The organism is Tritonibacter scottomollicae (assembly GCF_003003215.1).
Taxonomy (GTDB): Bacteria; Pseudomonadota; Alphaproteobacteria; order Rhodobacterales; family Rhodobacteraceae; genus Epibacterium; species Epibacterium scottomollicae.
Map to the genome: position 1 here is coordinate 36949 of NZ_PVUF01000013.1, position 13156 is coordinate 50104.

Sequence of the window (13156 nt, forward strand, 5' to 3'; positions counted from 1 at the left end):
AACAGGAGCGCAGTGCCATGGCAGACCAGACATTCGGTATCATCGGAGGGACGGGCATGCTGGGCAGTGCGATCCTGCGTGCGGCTGTGCAGGCGCAGGTGGTCGTTGGGGATCGAATTTGGGTGGCGTCGCGGTCCGGGCAGCTTGACGGCTTCTCCGATCATCCGGGGCTGACCATCACCACGGATACGGCAGTCCTGATTGCGGCCTCGGACGTGGTGCTGTTGTGTGTGCCGCCTGCGGCGATGGGCACGCTGTCGCTGGACCTCAGAGACAAACTGGTGATCTCCGTCATGGCGGGGATCACGATCAACCGGATTTCCGAATTGACCGGGGCGACGCGGGTCATTCGCGCCATGAGCAGCCCGGCGGCGGCGGAGCAGCTTGCCTATTCGCCTTGGGTTGCGACAGAGGCCACGTCGGATGCGGATCGCGCCTTTGCCACGGCACTGTTTGAGGCCTGCGGCAGCACGGACCGGATCACGCAGGAGGCGCATCTGGACGTCTTTACCGCGATGACCGGGCCGGTGCCGGGTTTTGTCGCCTATTTTGCCGAAGTGATGGCGGATTATGCCGAGGCCAAGGGCCTGCCGCCCGAGGTCGCCGATAAGGCGGTACGGCAGTTGTTCCTCGGTTCCGGGCAGATGATGGCGACAGGCGATGCCCGCCCCACCGATCATGTGCAGGAGATGATCGACTACGCAGGCACTACTGCTGCGGGGCTGGAGGTGCTGCGTGGATCAGGCATTGGCGCAGAGCTAGAAAAAGGGCTGGACGCCGCCGTCGCCCGCTGCCGCACCATTGGCTAGCCCGACGTATGGCGCGCCATGAACTCAGCGATTTCCGCCTGTGTCGGGGGCTGGCCTGAAAACATCTCCACGTAATGCGGTACGCGGTTCAGGCGCGCGACAGGGTCCTCTTCGACCTCCATCGAGAGATAGCCCACCTGCGTGTAGATGACCGTAAGGCTTCTGACATCGGCCTGTTCCCTGCTGTAGCCAAAGCGCAGGAACATGTCGTGCACGGCGGCGATGCGGGCATTATCCGCCGCATCAAGCCGCCCCGCCAGTGTGGCGTCGTTGCGCGCCCAGTTGCGGATCGCCAGATCGAGGCGGGCATCAAACAGGGTCGGGTCCAGCCAGCAATCCATCAGGTTGAACAGGGCTGTGTTGACGGTCTGCGCCGGGGCCTCGCAGCGGGCCTGTATCTGGCCGGTATTGCGGGCCTCCCATGTCTCAACCATGGCGTCATGCAGTGCGCCGAGATCCTTGAAATACCAGTAAAACCCCGTGCGCGTTTGATCCACGGCGCGGGCCAGCGGCATGATTTTCACTGCGTCGATCCCACTAGAGACCAAGAGATCAAGCGCGGCATCGAGCCAGAGGTCGCGCGAGCCACGCGGGCGAGGGGAGGTGGGTTTGGACATGAGCGCACTCTAAAACAATTGACACATGTGTCAATCTGGATGCAGGCTGTCTTTACACCTGTGTCAAGTCACCTGAGTCCACGAGGCAGCGCCATGTCACACGATCCGCTTTTGCAGCCCTTTCAGCTGAAGCATCTGACCCTTCGCAACCGTATCATGACCACCAGTCATGAACCGGCCTACCCGGAGGATGGCATGCCCAAGGCACGCTACCGCGCCTATCATGCGGAGCGCGCAAAGGCCGGAGTAGCACTGGCGATGACGGCGGGCTCTGCAGCGGTTTCCAAGGACAGCCCGCCGGTGTTCAACAACATCCTCGCCTACAAGGACGAGGTGGTGCCGTGGATCACCGACCTGACCGAAGGCTGCCATGAACATGGCTGCGCAGTGATGATCCAGCTGACCCATCTGGGCCGACGCACGGGGTGGAACAAAGGGGATTGGCTGCCGTCGGTGTCCTCGTCACGGCACCGCGAACCGGCGCACCGGGCTTTTCCCAAGCTTGTCGAGGACTGGGACATCGAGCGCATCATCACGGATTTCGCCGATGCCGCCGAACGTATGAAAGCCGGGGGTATGGATGGGATCGAGTTGCAGGCCTATGGCCATCTGATCGACCAGTTCTGGTCACCGCTGACCAATGATCTGAGCGGCCCCTATGGGGCGGATACCTTGGAGAACCGTCTGCGGTTTCCGATGGATGTGCTCTCGGCCATTCGCAAGCGGGTGGGGGACGAGTTCATTGTTGGTATGCGGTTCACAGCGGATGAGGTGCAAAAAGGCGGCATTACCGCAGAGGAGGGGCTGGACATCACCCGTATCCTGAGCGCGACGGGGCAGGTGGATTTCCTCAATGTGATCCGGGGGCGCATCCATACCGATCCGGCGATGACCGATGTGATCCCGGTGCAGGGGATGAAATCCGCGCCGCATCTGGATTTTGCCGGCCGCGTCAAACAGGAAACCGACCTGCCGGTGTTTCACGCCGCGCGCATCCCGGATGTCGCCACCGCGCGCCATGCGGTGCAGGCGGGGCTGTTGGATATGGTGGGGATGACGCGGGCACATATGGCCGACCCGCATGTGGTGAAAAAAATCCGCGAGGGGCGCGAGGACGACATCCGCCCTTGTGTGGGGGCCACCTATTGTCTGGACCGGATCTATCAGGCGGGCGATGCGCTGTGCATTCACAACGCCGCAACCGGACGCGAGCTGACGATGCCGCACGAGATCACACCTGCCGAGACATCAAAGAAAGTGGTGATCGTGGGTGCAGGCCCCGCGGGGTTGGAGGCCGCGCGCGTGGCCTCCGAGCGCGGTCATAAGGTCGTGGTCTTTGAGGCGCAGCCTGACCCCGGTGGTCAAATTCGCCTGACCGCGCAATCTCCGCGCCGCCGCGAGATGATCTCCATCATCGACTGGCGCATGGCGCAATGTGCGGCGCGGGACGTCCAATTCCACTTTAATACCTGGGCTGAGGAAGAGGATGTGCTGGCGGAAAAACCGGATGTGATTATCATCGCCACCGGAGGCCTGCCCAATCTGGAACTGTTTGAGACAGGACAGGAGGCCGCGCATGTGGTCAGCGCTTGGGATCTGATCGCGGGGGACGTGAAACCGGCGGGCCGCGTGCTGATCTACGACGAAAGCGGCGACCACCCCGGATTGCAGGCCGCAGAAGTGGCGGCTGCGGCGGGGGCTCAGGTTGAGGTCATGACCCCTGATCGGACCTTTGCGCCTGACATCATGGCGATGAATTTGGTGCCTTACATGCGTGCGCTGCAGGACAAGGATGTGACGTTCACTGTCACCCGCCGCCTGCTGGATGTGCAGCGTCAGGGCAATGAGTTGCGGGCCACCATCGGCACGGACTACAGCGATCACAGCACGGAGCAGAGCTACGATCAGGTGGTGGTGAACTACGGCACATTGCCCAATGACGATCTGTATCACGCGTTGCGCCCCCACAGCCGCAATGGCGGCGCGGTGGACCACGACGCGCTGATCGCCGGGGGGCCACAGCAGCTGGAGCGTCACCCGGATGGCAGCTTCCAGCTGTTCCGCATCGGCGACGCAGTTTCTGCCCGCAACACACATGCCGCGATCTATGACGCCCTCCGTTTGGTGAAAGACCTCTGACGGACGCACGAAGGTTGGGTTCCACACATCTGACAGATATGTCGTGAACGCTTTTTAGGCTGCCGTTTCGCCCGCGCGGAGATTTCGCGCGCGGTGTGCGTCGGGGAACCGGAACTCCCAAAGGTCTCGGTCTGACGATTCTATTTGCGCGGATGAAACGGGAAAACCCCTGCGTCAGTATCGTGTCGCCGCTTCATAAAGATGTGTCGGTCAACCAATTGATGTGCCTATTTCTCTGAAAACTAGGCGAAACATTTGCGCCAATTTGTGCCGAATGACTTCGCGATCAGAAGGGCAAGCCGCATCAGAGCTGTCGGCAGCCTGCATCCAGCGGGGCGCTCTGTGAACTCAATGCCGAAGGCGCTCAACAGCCGCGAGGCGATTCTGGTAATTCGAAGAGTGCTTTGTCAGTTTTAATCAACTTGAGGGGGCATGGCCCCGGCCGTGGAAGGCGTCACGGCGAACACGGAAACCCGACGATTTGCGGCTGCGAATATCTCAATTTGACTCGCATTTTATAAATATACACGGACATTTTAGCTCTTCATTAGCATCCTCACGGCAAAAGTTGGCTTGCATCTTATTGAGTTGGTTGTGGTGGCCGAAGCGCCCCGCACGTTCAGAAAGACGAGAGAGAAACCCCATAACGGGGCAAGGGAATATATCGGGGCCAAAGTGCTCCTTGCTCAAAGGAACTCATGCTATGTCCAGCATTTTGACAAACAATGGTGCTATGGTCGCCCTGCAGACGCTGCAGTCTGTGAACATGAACCTCACCGAAACTCAGAACGGAATTTCCACCGGTAAGGAAATCGGTACCGCAAAAGATAACGCTGCGGTTTGGGCGATTTCCAAGACCATGGAATCGGATATCGCCAGCTTCGAAGCGATCGAGGAAGGTCTGGCGATGGGTGATGCGACGGTTGCCGTTGCCTCTGCCGGTGCGGAACAGATCGTTGAGAAGCTGGTCGAGATCAAAGAGCTGATCGTGTCGGCTCAGGCGGAAAACGTCAGCCACGACAAGATCCAGACAGACATTGACTCCAAAGTTGACCAGATCGAGTCGATTATTTCAGCAGCTCAGTTCAACGGTGCAAACCTGCTGGCTGACACCATTGACGGCACCGCAACCGAAATGGGTATTCTGGCATCGCTAGACCGTGTGGGTGCTGGCGGGACCGTGACATCCGTGGATATCACGATTGCTGCGCAAGGCTTTGAGGCCAGCTTGAACCTCGGCACAAGCCTGACAACCATCACCGATACCGCCACTGCGGCGTCCGCGCTGACCGAAATCGAAGACTACCTGCAAACCGCAATTTCCGGTGCGGCTGAACTGGGTGCGGCATCCGCACGAATCGCCGATCAGCAGCTTTTCGTAACTGACCTGGTGGATTCGATGACGCTTGGTGTTTCCACGATGACGGACACCAACATGGAAGAAGCCTCGGCCAGACTTTCGGCGCTACAGACCCAGCAGGAACTGGCGGTTCAGTCGCTTGGCATCGCCAACCAGGCGCCGCAGGCCCTGTTGCAGCTGTTCCAGTAACAGCCCGAACCCTACTGAATATCGCAAGACAGGGGCGCAATTTGCGCCCCTGTTTTTCGTTTTGACCGTCGCACTCGAGATCGTGTTCCGATCACCTCTGCCATCGGTCAGATCAGCCCAGTGGTTTGTAGGCTGTGACGTCGATTTCGATCTTCGCATCGACCATCAGTTGCGAACGGACAGTCGAGCGAGACGGGGCGCCATTCGGAAAATAGCTCGCATAGACGCGGTTGAACGTCCAGAAATCGCGCGGATCATCCAGCCAGACGTTGACCTTGGCCACGTCGTCCAAGGTGCAACCTGCTTTGGCCAATACCGCGATTACATTTTCCATGGTGCGTTTGGTCTGTGCCTCGATGCCGCCGGGTTCGATTTCGCCGCTTTCTTTCATGGCAACCTGGCCGGAAATGAACACGAAATCACCTGCGCGGGTTGCGGGGGAAAACGGCAGGTTCTGTCCGCCTGCGCCGGTGCGCTCTGCGCCGATACGTTCGATGGTCATGGGATATCTCCTGATAGTTGGAAAGGTTAGCTTTGCCACGCAGCGTTCAGCGCGCTGCGTGTGTGGGAAAGGGTTGGAATGGGAGCTACTGCGCCGTAACCAGTTGTCGAAATCGCCGCCGCCATATTCGCGTGTTCTGCGGCTGCAAACGGGTCTTGCGTGTCCAGCAGGCTTGCCAAGAATGCGCCGTTGAAACAGTCGCCGGCTCCGGTGGCGTCCTTGGCGTCGACGCGATGCCCCGGAAGGGTACGCATGTCGCCGTCGACAGAGATCAGCACCCCGTCTGCGCCCAGTGTCAGCGCCACGATGCGGGGGCCGAGGTCGTGATAAAACCTGACAATCTCCTCCGGAGGCTGCAGCCCGGTCAGTTGTCGCGCATCATCCAAACCGGGCAGCGCGATGTCACAGGCGACCATCACGCTGTGGGTCACCTCCCGTGCAACCTCAAGCGGCCAGAGCGCAACGCGCAGGTTGGGGTCAAAGGCGAACACGCCACCTGCAGTCCGGGTGGCCTCTGCGGCTGCAACGACCGCAGCCCGCATGCTGTCAGAGACTGCGAGACTGATACCGGAGGCGTAAAACATCGGGCAGGACTGCAAGGCATCCAGAGGCAACTCATCAGGTGCAAGGCGGCTCGCGGCTGAACCTTTGCGGCGGTAGGTGAAATGGTGGCCATCCGTGTCATGGGTCACAAAATAGACGCCGGTTTCCTCGCCTTGCGCCTCGGTAACATTGGCGGTTGAGACGCCTTCATCGGTCCAGAGGCCGCATAGTGCCGCGCCGAAGGGATCAATGCCGACACGTGTGATCAGCCCTGCATTGACCCCGTGTCGCGACGCAGAGATCGCCACGTTGGACACATCGCCGCCAAACCCCATGGCGAACTGACCCTCGGGTGTTTGATTGAACTCGACCAGCGGTTCGCCGAGGCAGAGGATCTGCGCCGCGCTCACCAGACCTGCCCTCTTGCAGCAACGGGTTCTGGACCCAAGATCTTGTCTCCGCGCAGCAACGTGACATGCTCGAGCATGTTGGCGACGACGCAGGCATGGTTTGGCACGATCCGCAGCTGGTCGCCGACAGAAAGCCCGGTGGGGGCATCGCTGACGATGCGGCCATGCTCCTCGCTCAGCTGGTCGATTGTCAGATCTGGGTGCCCAAGCACATGACCAAAACCGTCCAACCCGAGGAGGTCCGAGGTCAGAACCTTTGACCCCGCGTCGATCACTGCGCGGGTTTCAGTCGGCGTCGACACCACCGTGGCCAGCACCGTCAGCGCACAATCGGACCATTGGCATGTGCCACGTGTCACCAAGGAGCGGTCGTTATAGATATAGGTTCCGATCCGGTATTCAGTTGCCATCGGCATTTCATGCGCGCGCCACATGTCGGGGGAGCCGCCAGAGGAAATCACATCCACGGTCAGGTCCGTGGTCTCGATCAGGTCCTTGGCTTCCGCGAGCCATGTTGTCACGGCAGTTGCGGCGCCCGCAGGCGGGTAGGTCATCAGCCCGGCAAACTGCAGGCCTGGCAAATCCTCGATCGCTTGCGCCAATGCCGCCGCCGCCGCCGGGGTGGCCACACCACACCGATCCGCGCCGGTATTGCATTCCACCAACACTGGCAGGGGCGTTGCCGCATCGGCAAAACCGTCACTCAGTCCCTGCGCCACGGTTATGTTGTCCGCGACGACCGACAGACGGACGCGATCTGACAGGGCGCGCAGTCGCGCGACTTTTTCACGACCAAGGATGTTGTACGTCAGCAGGACATCGTGAATATCGCCATTTGCAACCATGGCTTCTGCTTCGGTGATTTTCTGGCAGGTGATGCCGATCGCACCTTGCTGCACCTGAAACTTTGCCAGACGCGGCAGTTTGTGCGTTTTGATATGGGGGCGAAGTTGCAGTCCGTGGCTGTCGCAATAGCTCTGGAAAGCGCGGACATTGGCCTCGGCAATATCCAGATCGACCAGAACGGCGGGGGTGTCCAGGGGCAGGTTCATCAGGCGCACTCCTCTGCATGTGGCGCATCGACACGCGGCCAGAGCGCACGGGTCAGGTGCGTGTAGTCCGTATGGATCGGATTGTTTGGATAAGGGCCATCAACGGCAGCGTAGAGGATCTCTCCGGCGACCGGCGCAAAGGCCCCGTGAAAGTGGTTGGTGGATTTCACGATCACGATGCGCTTATTCGCAATGTCGATGCCGAGATTGGTGAAGAGATCCGGCGAAAACGTCTGGCTGCGATTGGTGTTCAGCACGATGTCCAGATCCCCGATACGGATCACCGCGCAGTCACCGAGGGGAACCACCGAGGTGCCGAAGCTTTGTACCGCGTCGCGTTGCAGCCGCGTGACGGTGACCTTGGCATCAATCGGCGCGCCCGCGTGGGCGGAGGTCTTGCCGCCAAACCGCAAGTCCAATTCAGCGCCTTCACCAGCGGCAAAACACAGGCGCACCGCCATCGGATCCCAGATGGTCCCCAACGCCACACCGCCAAGGTTCTGGTTCAGGGCTTCCTGCAGCAGGATCGTGGAGTCGCCAGCGACCCCGCCGCCGGGATTGTCCCAGACATCCGCCACCACCACGGGCGTCCTGTCACTCGCATCCGCACGCCGAAGCGCCTCGGCGGGGGGCAGAAAGTCCGGTTTGGTGCGCCCACGAAAGCCAAAAAGCTCCATCCCCAGAACACGTGCAAGCTGATCGCCGCGTGCTGCGTCATTATCAGTAATGACAACAACTTTTGCGCCCAGGTCAGGACTGTCGCCGGCCATGAAGCCATGGATGACAGAGCCCGACAGGATGTCGCCCTGCTCTTCCAAGCTCATGATCTTGTCCACAAAACCGCGCATCGGCTGAATGCTGGTGGGCAGAACATCCATCATGCGCACGTCGAAAACAGAGATCCGCGGCGCGATCTCACCCCGTGCAGCGCGCAGGGTCAGGTCGACGCAGGCCTCGCCCGCCTCGACAAAATCGGTGTGGGGGAATTCTTTGAATACGGTAATAATATCGGCGTTCTCGACGCGTTTGGCGCTCAGGTGGCTGTGCGGATCAAAGCTCACGCCGATCTTGGCACCCGGTCCCGTCAATGCGCGGGCGGACGCGATCAGTTCGCCTTCGCAATCGACGCAGCCGTCCGCGATCATCGCGCCATGCAGGCCCAATACCACCGCATCGACGGGCAGGGCGGCCTTCAACTGGCTCAGGACCTCATCGCGAAGATGCTCCCAGGTTGCCGCGCTCACCAGCCCGCCGGGTTCCGCCCATGTGGCGGTGCCCTCGATCAGGGTGAAACCTTCGTCCTTCGCCCGCCGCCGCAAGGCCGGAAATACCGCCGAACATAGTGTTGGGGTGTCCGGGTGTTCTCCCGGCGGCGCGTAAAAGCTCTGCGCAAAATCAGAGAAATCGGTGCGCAGCGGCGAGAAGGTGTTGGTTTCGGTGGCAAGAGAAGCGCAGAAAACGCGCATGGGGCATATCCTTGAAATTTGGGTTCCGGGGCGCGCGCGTCAAAACCCGCGCCCCGGACGGGGACCGTTAGTCGAGGTAAGAGGCGTCGTTGGCCTTCCCGACTTCGGATTTGAAGAGCGTCAGCAACTCGCCCGCCTTGGCGTCGAGGTTCTCCGCCACATGGGCCTCAAACGCGGGCTGAGTGGCACCGGCCATCGCGGCGCGTTGCTCGGCGGACAGGGCGGTCACTTCGATCTTGTCCATCAGACCTGCCAGACCGCGATCAGAGGCCTCGATGATGCGCGACAGACCGCGGCTGGCGGTGACGCAGCTTTCGGCGGCGGTGTGCAGGGTGTTCTGCTCCGCTTCGGTCAGACCCTCGTAGAAGGCCTTGTTGACCATGAAGGTGTAGGGCGAGAACAGGTGATTGGTCAGCGTCATGTGCTTTTGCACCTCGGCGAAATTCGCAAAGGAGATGATCGGCACCGGGTTCATCTGACCGTCGATCACGCCGGTCTGCAGACCGGAATACACCTCACCCCAGCTGAGCGGATAGGCCTCGGCCCCCAGCGCCTGCACGATTTTCTGATGGCTCGGCAAGGTCATGGTGCGGATGCGGATGCCGTCGAAATCCTCAAGGTTTGCGATCTGGCGCTGAGAGTTGGTGACGGCAAAGAAGCCGCCGGTGTCGGGAAAGCCCAGCACCACAACGTCACCCAGCGCATCTTCGATGTCGGCCGCCAATGTTTCGCCGAACTCGCCGTCAAAGACGGAATAGGTGGAGGCGTTGTTGGCGAAGGCAAACGGCAGGTTCAGCACGTCGATGCGCGGGTAATAGCTGGCCAGCGCGCCGGTGGAGGTCAGCGTCGCCTGGATCACGCCATCGCGCACCTGCTGCACATGTTCGGCAGCGGTGCCAAGCTGGTTGGAGCCGAAAACCTCGACCGTGACGCTGCCATTGGTGTCGGCGGTCACGATGTTTTGGAACACGGCCGTGCAGGCATGGGCCGGGTTTTCAAACGGATCGGTCTTGTTGTCATGTCCAAAGCGGATGGTGCCACCGGCCATCGCGGAGCTTGCGGTCAGGGCGGCCAACGCGCCGACGGCAGCCGTTTTCAATGCTGTGTTCATTTGATTTTCCTCACTGTTGGGTTGGTTTTTTTTGGTGGTTGGTTGGGCCCCCGATCAGGGGGCAAATCCGAGCGCACGCGGCAGCAACAGGGCCGCGTTCTCCCAGAATGCGAATAGGAAAAGGATGATCACTTCGGCGATCAGGAAGGGGGCGAGCTTCACTGAAATGCGCTCCAGCTTCTCGCCGGTCACCGAGGACAGAACGAAGAGGCAGGCCCCTACGGGGGGCGTCATCAATGAGATGTTGAGGGCCAGTACAAAGATGATGCCCGCGTGGATGGGCTCCAGTCCGATTTGTTCGGTGAGCGGCACGAGGACCGGCCCGAGGATGATCAGGATCGCGGTGATATCCATCACCATGCCGACCACCAACAGAATGCAAATGATGATGGCGATGATGGCATAGGGGTTGTCCGACAGCCCCAGCACGGTGCTGGCGATGGCCTGCGGAATACGCTCAAAGCTCATCCACCAGCCGAGGATGCCGGCAAAGGCGATGATGACGAAGATCACGCCGGTGATCCGCGCAGTGCGCACCAGCATCGCATAGAGTTCGCGGAAGGTCAGTGTGCGGTAGACGAAGAAGCCGATGAACAGCGCATAGGCCACAGCGATGGAGGCCGCTTCGGTCGGGGTGACGATGCCGCCAAGGATGCCGCCTAGGATGATGATTGGCATCAAAAGCGCGGTGATCGACGAGAGGAAGGTCTGCCAGATTTCGCCCAATGTGGCGCCGCGTTCGGCTTTGGGCAGGTTCTCGCGTTTGCCGCCGATGGCGATTACGCTCATGCAGACGGCGCAAATCACCAGGCCGGGCAGCAGCCCTGCCGCGAACAATCCGCCGATCGAGACCCCCATCAGCGAGCCGTAGACCACCATCAGCCCCGAAGGAGGAATGGTCGGCCCGATGATCGACCCGGCCGCGGTGACCGCGCAGGCGTAGTCGCGTTTGTAGCCCTGCTTCACCATTGCGGGCACCAGCGTGCGGCCAAAGGCGGCGGCATCGGCGGTGGCAGATCCGGTGAGCCCGGCAAAGAACACCGAGGCCAGCATGTTTGTGTGCGCCAGCCCGCCCCGGAAGCGGCCCACCAGTACCTCTGCCAGTTTCACCAACCGTCCGGTGATGCCGGTGCTGTTCATGATCTCACCCGCCAGAATGAAGAACGGCATGGCGAGGAAGGGAAAAATATTGAGCCCGTTGAAGATCTTGCTGGGGCCAATGGCGAGAAACGTGGTGCCGCCGCCCATGGTGAAGATACCGATGACGCCCGCCAGGCCAATGGCAAAGCCGATCGGCATGCCAACGGCGAGGAGCAGGACAAAACAGAGGCCGACGATCATGCGCCCGCTCCTTCTTCAGAGGGGGTGTCGGGCAGGTCGAGCTGACGGCCCATATCGCGGATCATCACCAGCACCACTTGCACGCAGGCCAAAGCTGCGGCGGTCGGGATCGCCGCGTAGAAAGGTTGCAGCGTCGCGCCGAGGATCATCGCCTGACGTTTGGCGCCGCTTTCGGCGAAGCCGATGCCGAACCAGAGTACGTAGAAGAACAGCGCAAATGTCATCAGGTCGATTCCGATCAGCATGGCACGGCGCAGGGGGGCAGGCAGGTTCAAGAGCACCGCCGTCAGGCCGATGTGTTCGCGCCGTGCGATGCCCGAGGACACCGCCAGCATCGCGGCCCAGATCATCAGGTAACGGGCCAGCACCTCGGGCCAGGGCAGTTGCCAGTGAAAGAAGTAGCGATCCACGACGCCGATCCAGACGTCGAGCACCAGCGCCACCATCAGCGCCGCAAGGATGACTTCGGTTCCCCGATTGAGCTGTCGGCTGATCCGATCTGCGATATCCCCAAGCATGAGCGCCTCCCCGCATTTTGTAATTAAGGTACATATTCACGGTTGCATCGTCGCTCGGTCAAGTTATTTTTGTTACCAAAGTACAAATATCGAAGATTTCAGGAAAAAACCGGCGTATGTTTGACGTCAAAATGTATCTTAGGTACAGAATCAAGGAGAGGTCTTCAGGAGTTACAGATGCCGACAGTCGAATCCAGCCCGGCGCAGGGCGCTGTGGACCTGATCTCCAACCTGCGACAATTGCACGGTCAATTTGCAGCCAGGGAGCAGAAGGTCGCGGATTTTGTCGCGGCGCATCTTGAGGATATATCGAGTATGACCATCGCGGAGCTGGCGGGGGCCTGCGGTGTCAGCACCCCAACCGTTGTGCGGTTTTGCCGAACGATGGGCTGTGACGGGTTCCGCGACTTCAAATTGCGCTTGGCGCAGAACTTAGCGGTCAGCCTGCAATATCTCGCGCCCAGCCAGAGGGACGCGCAGGAGGGGAGCGTCAACGCCGTCGATCAGGTACTGGGCGCTCTCTATGCGACCGTGAATGTCATGCGCCAACAGCTCGACCCAGAGCGCCTCGACGCGGCGGTGCAGGCCGTGGCGACCGCCGGGCAGATCGTTGTGGCTGGCGTGGGTGGCGGCTCCACAATGGTGGCGCAGGAAGCGGCCAGCCGTCTGTTTCGGTTGGGTATCCCGGCTGTCGCGGTGTCCGATAGCTATCTGTTGCAGATGCGTGCGGCAACGTTGGGCAAGGGCGATGTGTTGCTGCTTGTGTCCACCAGTGGCGAGGCCGGCGAGATCGTCAGTGCGGCTGGTGTCGCGGGCGGCTATGGCGCCACTGTCATCGCGATTACCCGCCCCGACAGCCGTCTGGCGCAGGAGGCTACGATCGTGATCGAAGCCGACCTGCCCGAGGATCCGGACATCCTGAAACCGACCGCCTCGCGTTATGCGCATTTGGTTATTGTCGATGCGCTGGCGATGTCGGTGGCGCAGCTCAGAAGCGAGGCCACGACGGAAAACCTGCGCCGCATCCGCGCCTCGCTCACCGCGTATCACGGGCGTACCGGACCACAGCCGCTGGGCGACTAAAGGCCCAGCGGGATTC

At 60.9% G+C, this 13156-nt stretch carries 12 protein-coding genes; 4 read left to right on the top strand and 8 right to left on the bottom strand.

The window, feature by feature from the left end:
• The first annotated feature begins 17 nt into the window (after positions 1-17).
• The gene (locus CLV89_RS17150) at positions 18-809 is read left to right on the top strand and encodes a pyrroline-5-carboxylate reductase family protein (protein ID WP_106164898.1); all 792 of its coding nucleotides are present in this window, start codon (positions 18-20) and stop codon (positions 807-809) included.
• On the opposite strand, the gene CLV89_RS17155 is transcribed toward CLV89_RS17150, so the two are convergent.
• Complete coding sequence (locus CLV89_RS17155) at positions 806-1426, bottom strand: TetR/AcrR family transcriptional regulator (protein WP_106164899.1); 621 nt, start codon at positions 1424-1426, stop codon at positions 806-808. The genes CLV89_RS17150 and CLV89_RS17155 overlap by 4 nt on opposite strands.
• Positions 1427-1519: 93 nt before the next feature.
• Here CLV89_RS17155 and CLV89_RS17160 point away from each other — a divergent pair, with 93 nt between their 5' ends.
• Both CLV89_RS17160 and CLV89_RS17165 read left to right on the top strand, forming a co-directional pair.
• Complete coding sequence (locus CLV89_RS17160; protein ID WP_106164900.1) at positions 1520-3565, top strand: NADH:flavin oxidoreductase; 2046 nt, start codon at positions 1520-1522, stop codon at positions 3563-3565.
• A gap of 703 nt (positions 3566-4268) precedes the next feature.
• Positions 4269-5114 (top strand): flagellin N-terminal helical domain-containing protein, encoded by an 846-nt coding sequence (locus CLV89_RS17165; RefSeq protein ID WP_106164901.1) that lies wholly within the window; start codon positions 4269-4271, stop codon positions 5112-5114.
• A 112-nt stretch (positions 5115-5226) separates the two neighbouring features.
• Here CLV89_RS17165 and CLV89_RS17170 read toward each other — a convergent pair whose 3' ends face one another.
• The 7 genes from CLV89_RS17170 to CLV89_RS17200 form a co-directional block, all read right to left on the bottom strand.
• Entirely contained in the window at positions 5227-5616 is a 390-nt protein-coding gene (locus CLV89_RS17170; RefSeq protein WP_106164902.1) for a RidA family protein, read from the bottom strand.
• A gap of 26 nt (positions 5617-5642) precedes the next feature.
• Entirely contained in the window at positions 5643-6569 is a 927-nt protein-coding gene (locus CLV89_RS17175; protein WP_106164903.1) for a sugar kinase, read from the bottom strand.
• On the bottom strand, positions 6566-7621 hold the full coding sequence (locus CLV89_RS17180; protein WP_106164904.1) for a D-TA family PLP-dependent enzyme: 1056 nt from the start codon (positions 7619-7621) through the stop codon (positions 6566-6568). The genes CLV89_RS17175 and CLV89_RS17180 overlap by 4 nt, the downstream gene beginning before the upstream one ends.
• Positions 7621-9087 (bottom strand): M81 family metallopeptidase, encoded by a 1467-nt coding sequence (locus CLV89_RS17185; RefSeq protein WP_106164905.1) that lies wholly within the window; start codon positions 9085-9087, stop codon positions 7621-7623. Before CLV89_RS17185 ends, CLV89_RS17180 begins: the two co-directional genes overlap by 1 nt.
• A 67-nt stretch (positions 9088-9154) precedes the next feature.
• Complete coding sequence (locus CLV89_RS17190; RefSeq protein WP_106164906.1) at positions 9155-10198, bottom strand: TRAP transporter substrate-binding protein; 1044 nt, start codon at positions 10196-10198, stop codon at positions 9155-9157.
• Between the two features lie 54 nt (positions 10199-10252).
• Positions 10253-11539 carry a TRAP transporter large permease gene (locus CLV89_RS17195; RefSeq protein ID WP_106164907.1) on the bottom strand — a complete coding sequence of 429 codons (1287 nt, stop codon included), beginning with the start codon at positions 11537-11539 and terminating at the stop codon, positions 10253-10255.
• On the bottom strand, positions 11536-12057 hold the full coding sequence (locus CLV89_RS17200; RefSeq protein ID WP_106164908.1) for a TRAP transporter small permease: 522 nt from the start codon (positions 12055-12057) through the stop codon (positions 11536-11538). The genes CLV89_RS17195 and CLV89_RS17200 overlap by 4 nt, the downstream gene beginning before the upstream one ends.
• 177 nt (positions 12058-12234) lie before the next feature.
• Here CLV89_RS17200 and CLV89_RS17205 point away from each other — a divergent pair, with 177 nt between their 5' ends.
• A complete protein-coding gene (locus tag CLV89_RS17205) occupies positions 12235-13140 on the top strand; it encodes a MurR/RpiR family transcriptional regulator (protein WP_106164909.1) in 906 nt (301 codons plus the stop codon).
• Positions 13141-13156: the final 16 nt, after the last annotated feature.

Excerpts from the sequence above, each read along its gene's own strand:
- CLV89_RS17160 (WP_106164900.1), top strand. The coding sequence starts at position 1,520 with ATGTCACACGATCCGCTTTTGCAGCCCTTTCAGCTGAAGCATCTGACC.
- CLV89_RS17155 (WP_106164899.1), bottom strand. The coding sequence starts at position 1,426 with ATGTCCAAACCCACCTCCCCTCGCCCGCGTGGCTCGCGCGACCTCTGG.
- CLV89_RS17165 (WP_106164901.1), top strand. The coding sequence starts at position 4,269 with ATGTCCAGCATTTTGACAAACAATGGTGCTATGGTCGCCCTGCAGACG.
- CLV89_RS17200 (WP_106164908.1), bottom strand. The coding sequence starts at position 12,057 with ATGCTTGGGGATATCGCAGATCGGATCAGCCGACAGCTCAATCGGGGA.
- CLV89_RS17150 (WP_106164898.1), top strand. The coding sequence starts at position 18 with ATGGCAGACCAGACATTCGGTATCATCGGAGGGACGGGCATGCTGGGC.
- CLV89_RS17205 (WP_106164909.1), top strand. The coding sequence starts at position 12,235 with ATGCCGACAGTCGAATCCAGCCCGGCGCAGGGCGCTGTGGACCTGATC.
- CLV89_RS17170 (WP_106164902.1), bottom strand. The coding sequence starts at position 5,616 with ATGACCATCGAACGTATCGGCGCAGAGCGCACCGGCGCAGGCGGACAG.
- CLV89_RS17195 (WP_106164907.1), bottom strand. The coding sequence starts at position 11,539 with ATGATCGTCGGCCTCTGTTTTGTCCTGCTCCTCGCCGTTGGCATGCCG.
- CLV89_RS17185 (WP_106164905.1), bottom strand. The coding sequence starts at position 9,087 with ATGCGCGTTTTCTGCGCTTCTCTTGCCACCGAAACCAACACCTTCTCG.
- CLV89_RS17180 (WP_106164904.1), bottom strand. The coding sequence starts at position 7,621 with ATGAACCTGCCCCTGGACACCCCCGCCGTTCTGGTCGATCTGGATATT.
- CLV89_RS17190 (WP_106164906.1), bottom strand. The coding sequence starts at position 10,198 with ATGAACACAGCATTGAAAACGGCTGCCGTCGGCGCGTTGGCCGCCCTG.